The sequence below is a fragment of the Streptomyces sp. NPDC058683 genome (genome assembly GCF_042716195.1).
Classification (GTDB): Bacteria; Actinomycetota; Actinomycetes; order Streptomycetales; family Streptomycetaceae; genus Streptomyces.
Genome location: NZ_JBHXSK010000038.1, coordinates 24,378 through 44,537, shown reverse-complemented (window position 1 = coordinate 44,537; position 20,160 = coordinate 24,378). Strand labels below are relative to the sequence as shown.

Sequence of the window (20,160 nt, the reverse complement as noted above, 5' to 3'; positions counted from 1 at the left end):
GTCGGTACGCCTAGAGGGTCTGCACGAGATCATGCGCCGCCTCGGGATAACGATCAGTAGTGCTACCGCGCTTGGTCCCCCTCGCCGACAAAGCCGTCGAGCGGCGGAGCAAAGCCGCTGCCTCCGCCGAACAACACTGGTGGGGTGAGTGCGGTGCACTCCACGGGGCGAGATCTGAATGCAAGGAATCGGCAATTGCTTGCAGGATCTGTACTGATGGATGGAAGAGGGTGTTCGACGTCTTGTCCGGGCGTCCCGCCGCGCCCTAATGTCCCGGTACGCAGCGGCACGGCCCGTTCCCGCCGTGCTGCCGTGCACCGAGCTGCCCTCGGTGACCTCCGCTCCTAGAGAAACGAGAATCCGATGGCGCGGTACACCAACGACGTGGCTGCGGAGCGACTGAGGGACCGTGCGCGAAGACCGGCTCGGACCCTCGTGGCGCTGACCGCGGCCGCCGCCGGACTCGTGCTCGGGCTCGGCGCGCCGTCCCCGGCGGCGTCGGGGCACGGTGGCCGTGAGGGCACCCCGGTGGTGACCCGGGCCGGGCTCGATCCCGCCCTCGTCGCGGGGCGGGGCGCCACGGTGGACTTCGTCGAACAGGAGGCGGAGAACGCGGCGACGAACGGCACCGTCATCGGCCCCGACCGCACCGCCTACACACTGCCCTCGGAGGCATCCGGCCGCACGGCGGTGCGCCTGAAGCCGGGCCAGTACGTCGAGTTCACCCTGCCGCGCGCGGCCAACGCTCTCACCGTGCGGTACAGCATCCCCGACGCTCCCGAAGGCGGCGGCATCACCGCGCCCCTCGATGTCTCCGTGGGCGGCGGCCGCCGCACCACGATGACCCTCACCTCGCAGTACTCCTGGCTCTACAACCAGTACCCGTTCAGCAACGACCCCCAGGGCGACCTGCTGCACCCCGACTGGTGGATCACCGAATGCGGTTGCGTTCCGGCCGCCACCAGCCCGACGCCCACCATCGACAAGCCGTTCAGGCCGAGCCACTTCTACGACGAACAGAGACTGCTGCTCGGCAAGCGGTACGCGGCCGGCGACACCGTCCGCCTCACCGCGCCCAAGAACAGCGCCGCGGCCTGGACCGTGATCGACCTGCTCGACACGCAACTCGTCGGCGCGCCGCACGTCGAGAAGCACGCCGCGAACGTCATCGCGTTCGGGGCCGATCCCACCGGTCGGCGTGACGCGGGCGACGCCTTCGACAGGGCCATCGCCTACGCCAAGAAGCGGCACCTCAAGGTGTACCTGCCGCCGGGCACGTACCAGGTGAACCGTCACATCACCGTCGACGACGTGACGATCGTCGGGGCCGGCAGCTGGTACACGATCGTCAAGGGGCACCAGGTCACCCTCGACACCCCCGCTCCCGACGGCTCGGTCCACACCGGGGTGGGCTTCTACGGCAAGGACGCCGCGGACGGCGGCAGCCACGACGTCCACCTGTCGGGCTTCACCGTCGAGGGCGACGTACGCGAACGCATCGACACCGACCAGGTCAACGCCCTCGGCGGGGCGCTCAGCGATTCGACGATCGACGGCCTCTACCTCCACCACACCAAGGTCGGCATGTGGTTCGACGGCCCGATGACCCGTCTGCGTGTCACCCGCACCGTTATCGCCGACCAGATCGCCGACGGCCTCAACTTCCATACCGGCGTGACCGATTCGAGTGTCTCCGACACCTTCGTCCGCAACACCGGCGACGACGGTCTGGCCATGTGGTCGGAGAAGACGGGCGACGCGCGCAACGTCTTCGCCCACAACACCGTGCAGACCCCGGTCCTCGCCAACGGCATCGCCCTGTACGGCGGCACCGACAACACGGTCACCGGCAACCTCATAGCCGACCCCATCAAAGAGGGCAGCGCCATCCAGGTCGGCTCCCGGTTCGGCGCGGAGCCGTTCACCGGACATCTGAAGATCACGGACAACACCACGGTCCGTTCAGGGCCGTTCGAGCTCAACTGGAAGATCGGCCTGGGAGCCATCTGGTTCTACGCCCTGGAGCGGGACATCGACGCCGACATCCAGGTCACCGGCGACCATTTCCTCGACAACACCTACAACGCGATCATGCTGGTCTCCGACTTCCCGGTGAAGGACAAGTACGCGATCCGAGGCATCCGTTTCAAGGACATCCGCGTGGACGGCACCGGTACGTCCGTGCTCAGCGCCCGCTCCGCCGGATCGGCGTCCTTCGAGAACGTGGACGCCCGTAACGTCGGCGCGGTCGGCATCAACAACTGCGGATCCTTCAACTTCCCCGCGTCCGGGTCCGAGTTCACGGTGAACGACCTCGGCGGCAACGACGGAGGTGGCACGACCGGTCCCTGGCTGGCGTCCTGGGAACTGCCGAACACCATCACCTGCGACGACCGTCCCCCGGTGGCCCCGCCGCCGGCCCCGGCACCTTGGTGAGGCACGACGGGCGAGGTAGTCACACCATCGCAGGGAGAAGGCGCTCGAAACCCTCGGGGCCGGTACCGGCCTCGAGGACGACGCTGCCGAGTACGGCTGGGCCGTGGACGCGTTGCTCGCCCTGCTGCGTCGTGGGCTCTGTACGGACAGAACCGGCCCACGCCTGGGTCAGCCCCTGATGCGCGCAGCTCCGCCGCCGGGCGGGTCGCAGGGCGGCGGAGCGGTGACACGGCGCCTCGACGGCGCCGCGCGCCGGGCGGTCAGTCCCGTCCGGCGCGCGGCAGGACCTGGACCGTGTCGCCTACGGCGCGCTCGCCGGTGGCGTCGGACGTGACGTTGACGAGGCTGCCGTCGACGGCCATGGCGGTGGAGCCTCCGCCGTCCAGGTTGAGTGCCTGTACCGCGCCGAGTGAGCGCATGAACCGGGCGGCCTCGGCGAGCGTGAAGCCCTCGCTGACACCGGGCTGCCGGCCGTCGACGGTCACGAGGAGCAGCCGCCCGCGACCGTCGATCCCGGCCAGGGTGCGCGGCTGGCGCACGTTGGACCAGGCGAACCCGAAGGAGAGGTCGAGCGGGTCGAGTGTGCCCTCGGCGGCTGCGTCGATGTGGACCCGGCCGTCCTCGACCAGCGTCGGGGCCGCGCTGACGACGCTGTCGTCGGGACCGAGCCGGACCTGCCTGCCCGAGGCGTCCCGGACCGTCTCCCGCAGCTCCAGCCGGCTGCCCGTTCCGGCGTGCTCGGTGAGCCAGGCGGCTGCGGCCCCGGTGCCCTGGAGGACCGAGCCGCCGGCGGGCACGGAGCCGCCCCGGTCACCACGGGAGACGACGACATCATGCCGGTCGAGGACCACCTGGACGCCGGCGCCGGTCGGCAGTGGTGCCCCGAACTCGGAGGTGAACTTCACCAGGTCGTCCGGGAGCGAGCAGGTGATGTCCTGGCGGGGGAGTTCGGTGGGCACGGCGCCGGGGCGGCCGCAGTTGCGCACCTTGCCCGGGGTCCGGTTGATGCCCTCCACCGCGCGGACGGCGGAGCCGGCACGGACCGTCACGGTGGTGGACAGGTCCGCGACCCGGACGTGCCGTCCACCGTCGGCGAGGAGCAGCGCGGCACGGGAACCGGCCGCCATGGACTGCAACTCGCCGCGCACCGCGGACAGTCCGGCCGAGGTGCCCTGGACGCCGTCCGCGTCGGAGGTGACGAAGAATCCGCCGTTGACACCGACCAGGGAGCCCAGACGGGCGGCCACCGTCGAGGTCTTCTCGCGGTCGGCGGCATCGCCGCCGTCGCTCACCTCGATCGTGCCGCGCAGCCGGGCCGGATCGACGACCGCTACGTGGATGCGTTCCCCGTCGGCGCGACGGCGTCCGTCGTAGCCCGTCCACTCCACGGAGGTACGGAAACCGGCGGCCGACATCGCCGAGCCCAGCGTCGCCGCCTCGGCCTGCGTGGCGTACCGGCCGACCCTGACCTGCCACCCCATCGTGCCGTGCGGCGTGTCGGCGTACTGGTCCCATGTCACCCGCTCGAGGCGCGGCGCGAACCCGGCGGCCCGCACCTGCCCGGCGGTGGTGTCGGCCCAGCCGCGGTCACCCAGCGGGGCCCAGGTGGCGGCACCCGTGAGGCGGTTGACGGCCGGAGCCTGGACGGTGACCGTCCACACGCCGGCGGCCCGCGGGTCACTGAGCACCCCGGTACGGACCTCGACCCCGGGCGCCACGTACCGGGTGGTCCACGCGACGGCATCCGCGGCGGGGTCCCCGGCCCGCGTGCTCGCGTCGGCCGGCGGAACGAACGCGACCAGGGCCAGTACGGTCCCCAGCACGAAACCCCGTCCCGCCCTCGGGCGCACACCCCGTACCGCGCACCCGAACGTCTCGGCTCTGACAGACATGCCTCTCCCGACGTACGACTCGACTTCTGCGGCGCCACCCGTCCTGCCCGCCCCGCCCCGCCATCCCAGACCGACGCGAAGACCCCTGCGTGAAGTGGCGGACACCTGGTGGAAAAGCCTGTACGACATCCGACACACCCTCATGTCCTTGGTGGGTTCGGGTGGCGCGCCGCCGTGCGCCAGTGGCCCTGGAAGGACTCGCCCTCAGATATGGACGGCACGTTCATTTCATGGTTATATGAACGTGTCGTTCATATGGACGCACCTGAAAAGGAGACCCCCATGAGCACCCCCACCACCGACCGTGTCGCACTGGTCACCGGAGGCTCGGGCGGCATCGGCCGCATCGCGGCCGAGCGGCTCGCCAAGGACGGTTTCGCGGTCGCAGTGCAGTACGCGGGGAACAAGACCAGGGCCGAGGACACCGTGGCCGCGATCACCGCCGCCGGCGGCAGGGCCCTGGCAGTGGGCGGCGATGTCGCCGACGAGAGTGCGATGAGCGCGGCGTTCGACGCGGTCGAGTCGGCCTTCGGCGGCATCGACGTGGTCGTGAACACCGCCGGCATCATGACCCTGGCACCGATCGCGACGTTCGACCTCGCCGACCTGGACCGGATGCACCGCACGAACATCCGCGGCACCTTCGTCGTCTCCCAGCAGGCGGCACGCAGGGTCCGCCCGGGTGGCGCGATCGTCAACTTCTCGACCTCGGTGGTCCGCACCCAGCTGCCGGGCTATGGCGCCTACGTCGCCAGCAAGGCCGCGGTCGAGGGCCTGACCCTCGTCCTGGCCCGTGAGCTGCGCGGCCGGGACATCACCGTCAACGCCGTCGCGCCCGGCCCCACCGCCACACCGCTGTTCCTGGACGGCAAGGACGACGCCACCATCGCCAACTTCGCCAAGGCGACCCCGCTCGAACGGCTGGGCCGGCCCGAGGACATCGCCGAGGTCGTCTCGTTCCTGGCCGGCCCCGCGCGCTGGGTCAACGGACAGGTCCTCTACGCCAACGGCGGACTCGCCTGACCCCTGCCACACACGCACCACCCTGCCCCTCCACCGTCACTGCGGAAAGGAACCACGTCCATGTCCACCACCGGCAACGTCGTCGTCATCACCGGCGCCTCCAGCGGTTTCGGAGCACTCACCGCCCGTGCACTGGCGGACGCCGGCCACACCGTCTACGCCGGCATGCGCCGGACCACCGGCCGCAACGCGCCCCAGGTCCAGGCCGCCGCCCTCTACGCCGACGAGCACCACGTCGACCTGCGGTCCATCGAGCTCGACGTGAATTCCCAGCTCTCGGTCGACACCGCCGTCGCACGGATCGAAGCCGAGCACGGGCACCTCGACGTGCTGGTCCACAACGCCGGGCACATGGTGACCGGGCCGGCCGAGGCCTTCACCCCCGACCAGCTCGCCGAGCTCTACAACGTGAACGTCCTCTCCACCCAGCGCGTCAACCGCGCCGTGCTGCCGGGCATGCGCCGGCGCCGGCAAGGACTGGTGCTCTGGGTGTCCAGCACCAGCGTCAAAGGCGGCACTCCGCCCTACCTCGCCCCCTACTTCGCAGCCAAGGCCGCCATGGATTCCCTCGCGGTGTCCTACGCCGGCGAACTCGCGCGCTGGGGCGTGGAGACCTCGATCGTCGTCCCCGGTTCGTTCACCAGCGGCACCAACCACTTCGCTCACTCCGGCCACCCCGACGACACCACCGTCGAGGCGGAGTACGAGAGCCGGTATCCCGGCCTGATGGACCAGGTGGCGAAGAAACTCGCCGCCCTCGCCCCCGAGGACGCGTCCGCGTCGCTCGTCTCCGACGAGATCGCCCGCATCGTCGCCCTGCCCGCCGGACGGCGCCCCTACCGCGTGCACATCGACCCTGCCGACGACGGATCCGAAGAGGTCTCCGAGACCGCCGACCGTATCCGCCGCGGCTTCCTCACCCGCATCGGGCTTGCCGACCTGCTCACCGTTCAGAGCTGAAACCCCTGGCCCGGGACGGCAGGAGGGACGTCAGGCAGCCTTGCGTCCCCGCCCCACTCACGGAGGAGGCACCTACCATGAGCATCATCGAGATCCCCGCCGCCGTCCAGACCTTCGTCGAGGCGACCAACCAAGGCGACGCCGAGGCGTTCGCCGCCGCGTTCACCCACGACGCCGAGCTCGACGACTGGGGTCGCGAGTACCACGGCCGCGACGGCGTGCGCGCCTGGGACCGGACCGACAACATCGGCGTACAGGCACACTTCGCGCTGGACGCGATCGAGCCCGGCCCGTCATCCGACACCTTTGTCGCCACCCTGACCGTGACCGGCAACGGCCACAACGGCACCGGCCCCATGACCTTCCGCCTGCGCGACGGGCTGATCGCGAGCCTGCGGATCGCTCCGTGACACCGCGCGCGACATGACACGCGCAGACTCGACGCGGGCAGCGCCCACCTGGAAACCGACACGACACGACCCCGGCAACCGAGCAGGAGCACACATGGCGAACGATGCGAACCGACCCGCTGCCGGGGAGGGCAACGCTCGCGGACGGGGGCGCCGGCCCGCGGACGAGGTCCGGGCAGACGTTCTGCGCACCGTCGGGGAACTGCTGCTCAGCGAAGGCGTCGGCGACCTCACCTTCGAACGTGTAGCCCGGGCATCGGGCGTCAGCAAGACCACCCTCTACAAATGGTGGCCCTCCAGAGGCGCGCTCGCCCTGGACGGCTACTTCCACGCCGTCCAGGACACGCTCGCCTTCCCCGACACCGGGGACATCCGCGCCGACCTGCTCGCCCAGCTCCGCGCCTTCGCCCAGGTCATGACCCAGACCCCGGGCGGTCGCATTCTGGCCGAGCTCATCGGCGAGTCACAGACGGACCAGGACCTGGCCACCGCCTACCGGAAGCTGTACTCGTCGCAGCGGCGCCGGCTGGCGGGAGAACGCCTCCACCGAGCCCAGGAGCTCGGCCAGATCCGCACCGACATCGACGTGCAGATCCTCGTCGACCAGCTCTGGGGCGCCGTCTACCACCGACTGCTCATCCCCGACGAACCCGTCACCGACGACTTCATCATCGGACTCGTGAACAACCTGCTGGACGGAGTCCGCCCGAAGTAGTGCGGTGATGAACCCGGTGACAGTGGCGGGAGTGCGGTCCGCCGTCGTCCGGACGACGACGGACCGCACCCCTTTCACGGACGGCGCAGGTCACTCGGCGCAGCGCGGGGAGGCGTTCGCCGGCTCCGGGCGGCCGTCAGGCGCACCCGGCCGGGGTGGCCCGTGACGCGTCGGAGATCAGCGCCTGTTGGGCCGTCCTGAGCCGCTGGACGTCGGGCTTGACGACCCTGCGGTCGTACGTCAGCAGGCCGTTGAGCTCACCCTCGACGTCCGAGATCTGGGTGTACACCGCGCCGTTGCCGCCCTTGCAGGCCAGCGCGTGGACCTCGGCGAGCTTGGCCAGATAGTCGTCGGTGTAGGCCGCCGGGTCGACGTCGACGTACGACTGCTGCACGGACCAGGCGTGTCCCGGTACGGCAAGGCCGAGGCCGCCGTACTCACCGCTGACCAGGGCACGTTGACCGTCGGGATGGGGCGGCAGGGCCGGACTGGGATAGCCGTGCTCGTCCATGATGTCGCCGGTGCCGCCGTCGCCGCCGAGGTTCAGCCCGGACATGGAGTTGACCAGCCGGGTCGGGTCCCAGGACTTGGCCTGGTCGGCGATGCGGGCCATGTCGTACTGGCCCCAGCCCTCGTTGAAGGTGACCCACATGACGACCGACGGGCTGCTGTAGTGCTCGTCGATCATCTGCTTCATCTCGCGCTCGTACTCGGCGCGCGCCTGGGCGGACGGGTTCACTCCGGCCGTCGTCGCGGGCATGTCCTGCCACACCATCAAACCGAGCCGGTCGGCCCAGTAGAACCAGCGGTCGGGCTCGACCTTGATGTGCTTGCGCACCGCGTTGAAGCCCATGTTCTTGTGCATCTTCAGGTCGTAGGCGAGAGCCTCGTCCGTCGGGGCGGTGTACAGGCCGTCCGGCCAGAAGCCCTGGTCCAGAGTGGCCATCATGAAGACCGGCTTGCCGTTGAGGAGGGTGCGCGGGACACCGTTCACCTTCTCGACCTTGACCGACCGCATCCCGAAGTAACTGCCGACACGATCGGCCCCGACGCTCACCTTCAGGTCGTAGAGGAACGGGTCGTCGGGGGACCACAGACGCGGGTTCCGGATGCGCAGGGTCAGGGGTTCGCCGCTGCGGCCGGTGGCGGTGGCCACCTCGCGCTTGCCCTCGTAGGCCGTCGCCGTGACCGGCAGGCCGTCGCGGACGCCCTGCGGCTCGACGGTGAGAGTGCCGGCGTCGACGTTGGGGGTGAGCTTGAGCTGGTCGACGTGGTCGGCGGCCACCGGTTCCATCCACACCGTCTGCCAGATACCGGAGGTCGGCGTGTACCAGATGCCGCTGGGATCCAGGCGCTGCTTGCCCACCGGCGGGTTCTCGCCGTCGGCCGCGTCGGTGGGGTCGTAGACGCCGACGATCAGCTCCTGGGTGCGGCCGGGCTTGAGGGCGTCGGTGACGTCGGCGCTGAACTTGTCGTACCCGCCCTGGTGTTCGGCCACCTTGGTGCCGTTGACATACACCTCCGCTCGCCAGTCGACCGCGCCGAAGTTCAGCTGCAGCCTCTTGCCGGAGCCGATCTTCCAGCCGGCGGGGACCGTGAAGGTACGCCGGTACCACATGCGGTCCTCGTGCCGTTCGAGCCCGGACAGCTGCGACTCGACGGGGTACGGGACGAGGATCTTCTCGCCGAGCTTCCTGCCCACCGGCGGCTGTTCTCCCGCCGTGGCCGCCGCGAACTGCCAGGTGCCGTTGAGGTTCTGCCAGGCGTCACGCGTGAGTTGGGGCCTCGGGTACTCCGGGTGGGCGTTGCCCGGCCCGACCTTGTCGGCCCACTCGGTGCGCAACTCGTACGTCGACCTGTTGGCACCGCTGCTCCAGAAGGAGCTGACAACGTTGCCACCCGTGCCGGTCAGGCCGCCTTGACCGTCGTAGCGCACGTCGGCGACACCGGACGCGGTGCCGGTCTTGTTGCCGACGACGGGCTCCTTCAGCCTGATCAGCAGCTTCCGGGGGTCGGTGGAGTCCAGCCGGGCATCCCCCAGAGGCCAGGCGGCGCCCCCGATCACGGCGTCGAGGTGCTCGCTGAGACCGGCCGGCGGCGCGCTGAGCGGCTGCGCGAACCCGAGGGCGAGGGTACGGCCGCTCGCCAGGACGTCGGTGGAGACGGCTCCGTCGTAGTCGAAGCCGTCGGGCAGGCGGAACGCGGACTGAGGTACGGCGGTCTTGGTGCCGCCGGGCGGGGTCCAGCGCAGGTGGAGGTTGGAGCCACCGTAGTGCTCGAAGTACTCGACCTTGATGTCGTAGGCCTTGCCCGCCGTCAACTCGACGGGCTGGCCCGTCTGTTCGCGGTCCCAGTCGTCCACCCAGTGGTCGATGACCGTCTTCCCGTCGACCCACAGCCGGAAGCCGTTGTCGCCGATGATCGAGAAGGTGGTGGGGCCGGTCTTCTCCGGGACGATCTTCCCGGTCCAGCGGACGCTGACGTCGTCCGACTGACCGGTGGCGAAGTTCAGACGCGGCTCCAGGGTGTCGAAGTCGAGGTTCGGGTCGAACCCGGTGGCTTTGAGCTCGTGGAAGTCGAAGGCGCCGGGGGCGGACTGGGTGTAGTACTCGCCCTTGAGGCCGTGGACTTCGACGGGATCGTCGGCCGCGGTGGCGGCGGGTGCCGCGGTGAGGCCGGCAAGGCCCAGTGCCGCGGCGAGCAGCAGGGCGAGGCGTTGTCCGAGAGGTTTGATGCGCACGAATCCTCCTTGGGTGAGGAAGGGTGGCGGCTCGTTGCTTCTGTCTGTACAACGTTGGAAGGAACGGCAGTTGGCATGAGAGCACGGCTCTCGGCCTCTGTCCAGGGGCATGACAATCCCCGGGGTACGAGGCCTTTTATCGATGCTGAGGAGATCCCTTGCGGGTCAGCCTGAGGGACGTGGCGGAACGCGCGGGCGTTTCGATCAAGACCGTGTCCAACGTGGTGAACAACTATCCGCACGTCACCCCGGCCACGCGCGCCAGGGTGCAGGCGGCGATCGACGAGCTGGGCTACCGGCCCAATCTGACCGCGCGACATCTGCGCAAGGGCCGGACGGGGATCATCGCGCTCGCCGTTCCCGAGCTCGGCAACCCGTACTTCGCGGAGCTGGCCGGCGCCGTGATCGACGCGGCCACGGAGCACGAGTTCACCGTCCTGCTCGACCACACGCGCGGCGAGCGCGAACAGGAGATCCTGGTCAGCCAGGGATTCCGGGGCGGTGTGATCGACGGGCTGATCCTCAGCCCACTGACCCTGGAGGCCGAGGATCTGCGGGGCCGGTCCGGCGACGTACCGCTGGTGCTGCTCGGCGAGCGCGAGTACGGCCTGCCCTTCGACCACATCGCGATCGACAACGTGGCGGCGGCCCGGTGCGCGGTGCGTCATCTGCTGGGCCGGGGCCGGACCCGGATCGCCTACCTCGGCGTGCGCACCGACTCCGTGAACCAGCCCGCCCACCTGCGACTGGACGGCTGGCGCGCGGAGTTGGCGGCGGCCGGGGTGCCCGCGCCGGACGGCCTGGTGGTGCCGGTCGGCGGCTGGGACCGGGACGACGGGGCGCGTGCGATGGCCGAGTTGCTGGATTCCGGCGTGCGTCCGGACGCCGTCTTCGCCTTCAACGACCTGATCGCGATCGGGGCGATGCGGGTGCTGCACGAGCGGGGTCTGCGGGTGCCCTGGGACGTGGCGGTGGTGGGTTTCGACGACATCGCGGAGGGGCGTTTCGGCGCCGTCACCCTGACGACGGTGTCGCCGGACAAGCAGGCCATCGCGAGGATGGCCGTCGCCTCGCTGCTGCGCAGTCTTTCGGGCCGCGAGGAGCCCGGCGGGCGCGAACTGACCGCGAAGTTCGAGCTCGTCGAGCGGGAGAGCACCCTGGGCCGACGGTGACGAGATTTCGGACGGAAGGCTTTACACGCCTCTTCCAACGATGTAAAAACCTCCCCTGAACGACGAGCACGCCGAGTTGACGCAAGAGCAAGCCTCCCCGAGAGCGCTCTCAGCTCCGGGGCCGTGCCGTTTGGGGACACTCATGAAGCCCACCGCACTTGCCCGTCGCACCTCCGCTCGAACACTTCTCGCCGCCGGCCTCGTCGCGAGCCTCGCGCTCGCGACCGGATGCACCAAGTCCGAGGACGACTCGGACACGAAGCCCTCCGCCTCGCAGCAGGACGACGCCGGCCAGGTGGTCGCCTCGCCCGGCACCGCCTCCGGCCCGACCTGCACCATCGACGCCTACGGCGGACAGAAACTCGACCTGAAAAGCGCCACCGTCGGCTTCTCCCAGTCCGAGAAGGAGGCCAACCCCTTCCGGATCGCGGAGACCGCCTCCATCAAGGCCGAAGCCAAGGCGCAGGGCGTCAAACTGCTCACCGCCAACGCCCAGTCGCAGTTCTCCAAGCAGATCAGCGACGTCCAGGACCTCATCGCCAAGGGCGCGAACCTGCTGGTCATCGCCCCGCTCAACTCCGACGGCTGGGAGCCGGTGCTGCGCGCCGCGGGCGCCAGGCACATCCCGATCGTCACCATCGACCGCAAGATCAACGCAGCGGCCTGCAAAGACTATGTGAGCTTCATCGGCTCCGACTTCGTCGAGCAGGGCCAACGGGCCGCGGACCGGATGATCGAAGCGACCGGCGGCAAGGGCGAGATCGCCATCCTCCTCGGCGCGGCCGGCAACAACGTGACCACCGAACGCACCAAGGGCTTCGAGGACCGCATCAAGGAGAAGGCACCCGGCCTGAAGGTCGTGTTCCGTCAGACCGGCGAATTCGCCCGCGAGAAGGGCCAGTCGGTCACCGAGAACCTCATCCAGTCCAAGCCCGGCATCACCGGGATCTACGCCGAGAACGACGAGATGGGTCTTGGCGCCGTCAACGCCCTCAAGGGCGCGGGCAAGAAGGCCGGCGACGTCAAGATCGTGACCATCGACGGGACCCGCAACGCCGTACAGAGCATCGTGGACGGCTGGATCTACGCGGTGATCGAGTCCAACCCGCGCTTCGGGCCGCTCGCCTTCCAGACCCTCGACACCTTCACCAAGGGCGAGAAGGTCGGGCAGGACATCGTTATCAAGGACAGCGCGTACGACAAGAGCAACGCCCGGTCGGACCTCGGCAAGGCCTACTGACGTGCTCTCGGTCACCCAGCTGTCCAAGACCTTCCCCGGCGTGCGCGCGCTGTCCGACGTGGACTTCACCGCGCGCGCCGGGGAGGTGCACGCGCTCGTCGGCGAGAACGGCGCGGGCAAGTCGACGCTCATCAAGGTGCTCACCGGGGTGTACCGGCCCGACCACGGCGAGGTGAGGTACGACGGAGAACCGGTCCGCTTCACCACACCGCTGCAGGCCCAGCAGGCCGGTATCTCCACCATCTACCAGGAGGTCAACCTCGTCCCGCTGATGAGCGTGGCCCGCAACCTGTTCCTCGGCCGCGAACCGCTGGGGCGGCTGGGCCTGATCGACTTCCGGCGCATGCACCGCGAGGCCGACGAGGCACTGCGCGGACTCGGCATCCGGGTCGACGTACACCGGCCGCTGCGCGAACTCGGCGTCGGCACCCAGCAGATGGTCGCGCTCGCCCGTGCCGTCGCCGTCGAGGCCCGCGTCGTCATCATGGACGAGCCGACCTCCTCCCTCGAACCACGCGAGGTGCAGACCCTGTTCGAGGTGATCCGCATGCTGCGCGAGCGCGGCGTCGCGGTCGTCTACGTCAGCCACCGCATGGACGAGCTGTACGAACTCTGCGACACGATCACCGTCCTGCGCGACGGCCGCGTCGTGCACACCGGCCCGCTCGCCGACCTCGACCGGCTGCGGCTGGTGGCCATGATGCTCGGCCGGGAGATCGGCGAGGTGCGCGCGGAGGGCATGACCAAGTTCACCGGCTCGCACGACACAGACGCCGAACCAGTGCTGACCGCAATCGAGTTGACGGTACGTCACAGTCTGCACAACGTGTCGCTGGCGGTCCGGCCCGGCGAGGTCGTGGGCCTGGGCGGGCTGCTCGGCTCCGGCCGCAGCGAGACCGCGAAGGCCATCGCCGGGGCCTTGCCCACCGACACCGGCCGGGTCGTCGTCGCCGGCGTCCCGGTACGGGCGGGCTCCACCGCCGCCGCCATCCGCGCCGGCATCAGCCTGCTGCCGGAGGACCGCAAGAGCGAGGGCATCCTGCCGGGCCTGTCGGTCCGCGAGAACATCGCGCTCGCCGCGCTGCCCGGGCTGTCCCGCTTCGGCCTCGTCGACGACGCCCGCGTCGACCGGATCGTGGAGACGTTCATGAAACGGCTCCGGATCAAGGCCGCGGGAGCGCACCAGAAGGTCGGCGAACTCTCCGGCGGCAACCAGCAGAAGGTCCTGCTGGCCCGCTGGCTCGCCCTGCACCCCAAGGTCCTGCTCCTGGACGAGCCGACCCGCGGCATCGACGTCGGCGCCAAGGCCGAGGTGCAGGCACTCATCGACGAACTCGCCGACGACGGCCTCGCCGTGCTGCTGATCTCCTCCGACACCGAGGAACTGATCGAGGGCAGCGACCGCGTGGTGGTCCTCAAGGACGGCGTCGTGGTCCATGAGTTGACCGGTGACGCGGTCACCGAGGGCGAGCTGATGCGCGCCATCGCCGCCGTACCCGCTGGAGAAAGCGATGACTGAACTCACCCTCGGGCGCGGCGCGCTGGACCGTACCCGGCTGCTGCGCCTGCTCCAGGACTACGGCGTGTACACCGGCGTCCTGGTACTCCTGCTGTTCAACTTCGCCTTCACCCCCCACTTCGCCTCCTCGGAGAACTTCCGCACCCAAGCCGTCCAGGTCGCCCCCGTCGTGATCGTCGCGCTCGGCATGGCGCTGGCGATCGGCACGGAGGGCGTCGATCTGTCGGTGGGCTCGGTGATGGCCCTGGCCACCTCCCTGCTCTCGCTCTACCTCGGCTACGGTCCCTGGATCGCCACGCTGATCGCGGTGATCGCGGGAGCCGTGGTCGGCGTCGCGAACGGCGCGCTGATCGCGTTCGTCGGCGTCCAGCCCATCGTCGCCACCCTCGCCCTGATGGTCGCCGGCCGCGGACTGGCCCTGGTCCTGCTGCCCCAGCTCAAGGACGTACACGACCCCGGCCTGGCGGCACTCGGCTCCGGCGCCGTCCTGGGCATGCCCTACCTGGTCCTCATCGCCGCGGCGCTCGCGGTGCTGGTCGCGTTCGTGATGCGCCGCACCACCTTCGGGCGGCAGGTCCTGGCGATCGGCGACAGCCGCCCGGCGGCCCGGCTCGCCGGACTCCCGGTACGCCGGGTCCTGGTCGTGGTCTACGTCTGCTCCGGCGCCCTCGCCGCGATCGCGGGCGTGCTCGCCACCGCCCGCCTCTCCGCGAGCGATCCCACCTCCCTCGGCACCTTGATGGAACTGTCCGCCATCACCGCCGTGGTCGTCGGCGGCACCCCGCTCAGCGGCGGACGGGTGCGTATCGGCGGAACCGTCGCGGGTGCCGCGCTCATCCAGCTGCTCACCACCACCCTCATCAAGCACGATCTGCCGCCGTCGTGGACCCAGATCGCCCAGGCCGTGGTGATCGTCCTCGCCGTCTACGCGGCCCGGGAACGAGGCAGGCGATGACCACGCAGACCGAAGAGGCCGGAATGCCGACCGACACCGTGAGCCGCAAGGGCGCCGGTCCCGAGCGCACGAACCGCTCCGAGCGGCTGAGCGGGCTCGCGCAGCAACACGGCGCCCTGGTCACCCTCGTGATCGCCATGGCCGTGGCATCGCTGAGCTTCGGCACCTTCCTGACGGGCGACAACCTGGAGAACATGGCGCTGTCCTCGGCGTTCCTCGCCGTGGTCGCCCTCGGCATGACGTTCGTGATCGTCACCGGCGGCATCGACCTGTCAGTGGGCTCGCTGTTCGCCCTCGGCGGCGTCCTCGCCGCCTGGGGCTCGCAGTACGGCACGGCGGTGGCCCTGCTGCTGCCGCTCGCCGTCTGCGGACTGATCGGCCTGGTCAACGGAGTACTGATCGCGCGCGTCCGGCTGGCGCCGTTCATCGTCACCCTGGCGGCGATGCTGGGCGCCCGGGGCATCCTCCTGGCCATCACCGACGAGGGCTCGAAGACGTATCTCGTCGACAAGGACTCCTTCTTCGCCACCCTCGGACAGGGCTCCTTGGGTGGCGTCGGAGTGCCCGTGTGGATCACCGTGGCACTGTTCGTGCTCGGCGCCGTCGTCCTGCGCCGGACCAGATTCGGGCAGTACGTCTACGCGGTCGGCGGCAACGAGGACGCGGGAGCCCTGATGGGCGCACCGGTGGCCCGTACGAAGATCTCCGTCTACACGCTCTCGGGCCTGTGCGCCGGGCTCGCCGGCGCACTCAACGCGGCCTGGCTGCTGTCCGGCGTGACCATTCTCGGCAGCGGCATGGAACTGGAGGCCATCTCGGCCGTGGTCATCGGCGGCACGCTGCTCAGCGGAGGTTTCGGCTTCATCAGCGGTTCCCTCGTCGGGGTGCTGCTGCTGAAGGTCATCCAGAACGTGATCAACCAGATCGGGTCGCTCGACTCGGCCTACCAGCAGGTCGTCAGCGGAGCCTTCCTGGCCGTGGTGGTGGTTGCCCAGACGTGGCTGGGCCGCAGACGGAGAGTCCTGTGAAGCCTTCCTTGCCGAGAACCCGCCGCCGGCTGGGTCGCCCCGTCGTCGGGACGGTGGCCATAGCGGCACTGGGACTCTGCCTGGTCACCCGGGCGTGGGGGCAGCGGACACCGGGAGCCGGCCGGACCCCCCTCTGGCGTGACCGTGCAGGACGTCCGCTTCGAAGTCCTGTCACCGACGTTGATCCGGACGGAGTACGTGGGGGACGGCGGCTTCGAGGACATTGACCGGTGCACCAGCGTTCCATCTGCCGTGCGTGGAGGGAGAGGGGCCCCGCCCGGCCCGGGGGGGGGGGAGGGGGAGTCAACCCGCAAACTAAAGTACAGGCGTCGGGGCGACACTCACTCTTCCGCCGGCCCGAGACAGGCTGCAGACTCCCGGAGGGTCAGCCATGACACGTCCGGGACGAACACGCACCCCAGGGATGACAACCCTCTCGACCCTCTCGAAGAGCAGCCGCGACGGTGACAGGCAGGCTCAGCGCAGCACGACGTCGAACACCATGTGGAAGAACGCGTCGATGGGGGCGGAGGACTTGTCGGCGCGGGCCGCGATCAGGGCACCTTCCCAGGCGCTGAGGACGAAGAGCGCGGTCGCCGACACGTCGAGCGAGGCGCTGACCTCGCCCGATTCCTGGGCCTCGGCAAGCACGCGCGCGATGAGCGAGGCCCACTGCTGCAAGCCGCGCTGGACCGCCGAGCGGATCTCCTCGGAGTGGTCGGCCACCTCGGCGCCGAAATTGCCGACCAGGCATCCGCGGACGAAGCCGCTGCCCACCGTGTCCGAGCCCATGAACTCGAAGTGCGTCCGGAGCCGTTCCAGCGGAGGACGCTCGGCCGTGTCGAGCATGTCGAAGCGCAGACCGGCGGCATAGCGGTTGAGCGCTTCCAGGGCGCAGTCCTCCTTGCTGGCGAAGTGGTTGTAGAAAGAACCCTTCGGTGCGCCGGCGGCCGAGGTGATGTCGCTGATGCCGGTGGCGTTGAAGCCCCTGGTACGGAACTGCTCCAGTGCCGCCTGCGCGATCTCCTCGCGCTTGGATGCGCGTGCCATTCTGATCACCTCCCTCTCAATATGTCCGGTCGTCTTGGTCGCTGTCAAGCCCGGGTTGTGCGGGCCCGCGCACCCTTGGGTGGCTGGGCTTGACGCCGCTTAAGACGACTGGTCATATTGAATGGAACGTCGTCACACTGAGCCCCGCCGGTCCCTGCCGGTCGGGCGATACGAAGGAGCCTCCATGTCCACGACCTACCGAGCCTTCGAGGCCACCGGTGTCCACAACCTGCGGCTGGTCGAGCGCGAGCTGGCCGACCCGGCGCCCGGGCACGTCCGCCTCCGAGTGGAGACCTGCGGGGTCTGCCACTCCGACGTCCTCGCCGTGGAGGGCCTGCGCGCCGACCCGTCGAGTCCGATCGTGCCCGGCCATGAGATCGTCGGCGTGATCGACGCCGTAGGGCCCGGCGTCACCGCCTGGCACCCCGGCGACCGCGTCGGGGTCGGCTTCCTGAACGGGCACTGCGGGGAGTGCGAGCCGTGCCGCCGGGGCGACTTCGTCAACTGCCTCGACCAGGGGCAGACCGGCACGAACGTCGACGGCGGCTACGCCGAGGTGACCTACGCGCGCGCCAGCGGACTGGTCCGCATCCCCGACGGCATGCCCGCGGCCGAGGCCGCCCCGCTGCTGTGCGCCGGACTGACCACCTTCTCCGCGCTCCAGCAGGACTCCGTCCGGGCGGGCAGTCTGGTGGCAGTGCAGGGCATCGGCGGGCTGGGACACCTCGCCCTCCAGTACGCGCGCAGCCTCGGATACCGGGTCGCCGCCGTCGCTCGCGGCAAGGACAAGGAGCCGCTCGCCCGTGAGCTGGGCGCTCAGGAGTACATCGACAGCTCGGAGACCGACCCCGGCGCGGCGCTGGCCGACCTGGGCGGCGCCTCGCTCGTCGTCGCCACGGCGTCGAGCGGCGCGTCCATGAACCCGCTGCTGCGCGGTCTGGCCCCCGGTGGGAAGCTCGTCGTCGTGGGTGCCGCGCCCGACCCGCTGTCGGTGGCCACCGCCGACCTGATCTTCGGTACCCGGAGCATCGTCGGCAGCCTGACCGGCTCATCGATCGAGAACGAGGACAACCTCGCCTTCACCCTGGCCCACGGCATCCGGCCCGCCATCGAGACGATGCCCTTCGAGCGGGCCATGGACGCCTACGAGCGGATGCTCTCCGGCAAGGCGCGGTTCCGCGTCGTCCTCGACGTCGCTGCCTGATCGTCCTCGTTGTCGCTGCCGGACCCGGCGCACCCCTCCTGCGTGGGCCGCACGGTCCCGGCGGTCCGGCTCCGCGAGCGGTCGCCGAGGCCGTCGGCCATACCGTGCCGAGGGCCGCGCGGGTCCCGGACGTACGGGTCTCGTGCCGTGCGGTTCTCGGGACACGTCGCCGGTGACGGCGGGTCTCGGCACCGGGCCCGCACCGTCCCCGCGGGCACCACCGAACGCCACATCACCTTCAACCTCACCCGGCGACCACCCGCGGGTCCCGCCGGTGGCCTTGCCTCGCACGAGCGTGCCGCTCCCGCCCGCCCGCGGCACGCCGGCCCGGCACAGAGACCGTCCGCGGGCTGGGCGTCCCCTTCCCTCGGTGTATCCCGTCCGCAACGCCTGACTACAGGTCCAGCAGCGCCTGCTCGACGGCCTCTGTCAGAGCCGGGTGGATGTACAGGACGTCGTGCCCGATCCGGTCCACCGTCAGTCCCAGGGACATGGCCTGGATCAGGGGCTGGATGAGCGTCGCGGCCTGGGGCCCGATGATGTGCGCGCCCAGGAGCATGCGATCGGCCGGACTCGCGAGGACTTTGACGAAACTGGTGGTGTCCTCCAGGGCCCATCCGTAGGCGGTCTGGGCGTAGTCGCGAACACTCACCAGGCATTCGATGCCGCGCCGCCGCGCCTCCTGTTCCGTGAGACCGACACTGGCGATCTGCGGGCTGGTGAACACCGCGTGCGGCGCCACCCGGTTCGGCAGCGTCCGCACGTCCTGCGGATGGAGGATGTTGTGCCGCACCACCCGCGACTCGGCGTTCGCCACGTGCTTGAGCTGGAAGTGGTTCACCACGTCGCCGAGTGCCCACACCCCGGGCACGGACGTGCGGTAGGCGTCGTCGGTGACGATGTGACCGTGTTCGTCCAGCTCCAGCCCGCCGTCGACGGCCCGCAGCCGGTCGGTGTTGGGTCTGCGGCCGACGCACACCAGCAGCATGTCGGCCTCGACGGCGTGCTCACCGTCCGGACACGCCACCAGCGCCGCCACGCCGTCCCCCTTCGGTCCGAGCGAGGTGACCTTGGCGCCGAGCATCACACGGTGCCGCTGTGAGGCGAGCTCGGTGAAGCGCTGCGACACCTGCTCGTCCTCCGCCATGAGCAGGCGTGGACCGCGCTGCACGATCGTGATGTCCACGCCGAACGACGCGAACACGTGGCCGAACTCGGCCGCGATGAAGCCGCCGCCGAGCACCAGCATGGACGCGGGCAGGGCGTCGATCCGCATGATCGTGTCGGAGGTGTGGAAGGCGACGGTGTCGAGGCCGGGGATGTCCGGCACCACCGGTCGCGACCCGATCGCGACGACGAACGTCTCGGCGGTGATCCGCTCCGTCCCGACCTCCAGCACCTTCGGGGCGACGAATCGGGCCGCCTCGGTGAACACGTCGACGCCCTGGCCTCTGCGGTACTCCACCGCACTCTCGTGCAGCGGATCGATGCGGTCGAACACGCGGTCCCGGACGGACTTCCAGTCGACGTGCGAGACGCTCGCGTGGACGCCGAGGCGCCGCGCCGCCCGCGCGCCCTCGGCGGCGTCCGCGGCGACGACGAACATCTTGCTCGGTATGCACCCCCGGTTCAGACACGTGCCGCCGAATCGGTCCGGTTCGACGATGGCGGTCCGCAGGCGACCGAATTCCTCGGACAGCAGCATGTTGCCGCTGCCTGCTCCCAGGATGACGAGATCGTAGTGCCGCATGTCTTCCACCTTCCGTGGGCGGGACACCGGCCTTGCGGCGCTTAGCTGTGAGATTGCGGTCCTACT

The 20,160-nt window shown here is 70.1% G+C and carries 15 protein-coding genes; 11 read left to right on the top strand and 4 right to left on the bottom strand.

All coding sequences use genetic code 11. The annotated features are described in order from the left end of the window. Window positions 1-363: 363 nt before the first annotated feature. On the top strand, window positions 364-2,436 hold the full coding sequence (locus ACFWXC_RS35095; RefSeq protein ID WP_384485072.1) for a glycosyl hydrolase family 28-related protein: 2,073 nt from the start codon (window positions 364-366) through the stop codon (window positions 2,434-2,436). Between the two features lie 260 nt (window positions 2,437-2,696). Here the strand turns inward: ACFWXC_RS35095 and ACFWXC_RS35090 are convergent, their stop codons facing one another. Then, complete coding sequence (locus ACFWXC_RS35090) at window positions 2,697-4,328, bottom strand: phosphodiester glycosidase family protein (protein WP_384485070.1); 1,632 nt, start codon at window positions 4,326-4,328, stop codon at window positions 2,697-2,699. A gap of 282 nt (window positions 4,329-4,610) precedes the next feature. Here ACFWXC_RS35090 and ACFWXC_RS35085 point away from each other — a divergent pair, with 282 nt between their 5' ends. From ACFWXC_RS35085 to ACFWXC_RS35070, 4 genes are all read left to right on the top strand, one after another. Then, window positions 4,611-5,351: an SDR family oxidoreductase gene (locus tag ACFWXC_RS35085; RefSeq protein WP_384485068.1), complete on the top strand. Its 741-nt coding sequence runs from the start codon at window positions 4,611-4,613 to the stop codon at window positions 5,349-5,351. A 60-nt stretch (window positions 5,352-5,411) separates the two neighbouring features. Continuing rightward, window positions 5,412-6,311: an SDR family oxidoreductase gene (locus ACFWXC_RS35080; RefSeq protein WP_384485065.1), complete on the top strand. Its 900-nt coding sequence runs from the start codon at window positions 5,412-5,414 to the stop codon at window positions 6,309-6,311. Window positions 6,312-6,388: 77 nt separating this feature from the next. After that, on the top strand, window positions 6,389-6,721 hold the full coding sequence (locus tag ACFWXC_RS35075) for a nuclear transport factor 2 family protein (protein WP_384485063.1): 333 nt from the start codon (window positions 6,389-6,391) through the stop codon (window positions 6,719-6,721). Window positions 6,722-6,815: 94 nt separating this feature from the next. Continuing rightward, window positions 6,816-7,436 (top strand): TetR/AcrR family transcriptional regulator C-terminal ligand-binding domain-containing protein, encoded by a 621-nt coding sequence (locus tag ACFWXC_RS35070; RefSeq protein WP_384485061.1) that lies wholly within the window; start codon window positions 6,816-6,818, stop codon window positions 7,434-7,436. A gap of 136 nt (window positions 7,437-7,572) precedes the next feature. On the opposite strand, the gene ACFWXC_RS35065 is transcribed toward ACFWXC_RS35070, so the two are convergent. Beyond that, window positions 7,573-10,176, bottom strand: coding sequence for a PA14 domain-containing protein (locus tag ACFWXC_RS35065; protein WP_384485059.1), 2,604 nt, complete (start codon window positions 10,174-10,176; stop codon window positions 7,573-7,575). Between the two features lie 158 nt (window positions 10,177-10,334). Between ACFWXC_RS35065 and ACFWXC_RS35060 the strand changes: the two genes are divergently transcribed. From ACFWXC_RS35060 to ACFWXC_RS35040, 5 genes are all read left to right on the top strand, one after another. Next, window positions 10,335-11,348: a LacI family DNA-binding transcriptional regulator gene (locus ACFWXC_RS35060; RefSeq protein ID WP_384485057.1), complete on the top strand. Its 1,014-nt coding sequence runs from the start codon at window positions 10,335-10,337 to the stop codon at window positions 11,346-11,348. Window positions 11,349-11,490: 142 nt separating this feature from the next. Further along, window positions 11,491-12,588, top strand: a complete 1,098-nt coding sequence (locus ACFWXC_RS35055; protein ID WP_384485055.1) for an ABC transporter substrate-binding protein — start codon at window positions 11,491-11,493, stop codon at window positions 12,586-12,588. 1 nt (window position 12,589) lies between these two features. Then, window positions 12,590-14,107 carry a sugar ABC transporter ATP-binding protein gene (locus ACFWXC_RS35050; RefSeq protein WP_384485053.1) on the top strand — a complete coding sequence of 506 codons (1,518 nt, stop codon included), beginning with the start codon at window positions 12,590-12,592 and terminating at the stop codon, window positions 14,105-14,107. Continuing rightward, window positions 14,100-15,062: an ABC transporter permease gene (locus ACFWXC_RS35045; protein ID WP_384485051.1), complete on the top strand. Its 963-nt coding sequence runs from the start codon at window positions 14,100-14,102 to the stop codon at window positions 15,060-15,062. Before ACFWXC_RS35050 ends, ACFWXC_RS35045 begins: the two co-directional genes overlap by 8 nt. Continuing rightward, a complete protein-coding gene (locus ACFWXC_RS35040) occupies window positions 15,059-16,090 on the top strand; it encodes an ABC transporter permease (RefSeq protein ID WP_384485049.1) in 1,032 nt (343 codons plus the stop codon). The genes ACFWXC_RS35045 and ACFWXC_RS35040 overlap by 4 nt, the downstream gene beginning before the upstream one ends. Window positions 16,091-16,567: 477 nt before the next feature. On the opposite strand, the gene ACFWXC_RS35035 is transcribed toward ACFWXC_RS35040, so the two are convergent. After that, window positions 16,568-17,140, bottom strand: coding sequence for a TetR family transcriptional regulator C-terminal domain-containing protein (locus ACFWXC_RS35035; protein ID WP_384485047.1), 573 nt, complete (start codon window positions 17,138-17,140; stop codon window positions 16,568-16,570). A gap of 184 nt (window positions 17,141-17,324) precedes the next feature. Here ACFWXC_RS35035 and ACFWXC_RS35030 point away from each other — a divergent pair, with 184 nt between their 5' ends. Further along, a complete protein-coding gene (locus ACFWXC_RS35030; protein WP_384485045.1) occupies window positions 17,325-18,344 on the top strand; it encodes an alcohol dehydrogenase catalytic domain-containing protein in 1,020 nt (339 codons plus the stop codon). A 394-nt stretch (window positions 18,345-18,738) separates the two neighbouring features. Here the strand turns inward: ACFWXC_RS35030 and ACFWXC_RS35025 are convergent, their stop codons facing one another. Then, window positions 18,739-20,094 (bottom strand): mycothione reductase, encoded by a 1,356-nt coding sequence (locus ACFWXC_RS35025; RefSeq protein ID WP_384485043.1) that lies wholly within the window; start codon window positions 20,092-20,094, stop codon window positions 18,739-18,741. Between the last annotated feature and the right edge of the window lie 66 nt (window positions 20,095-20,160).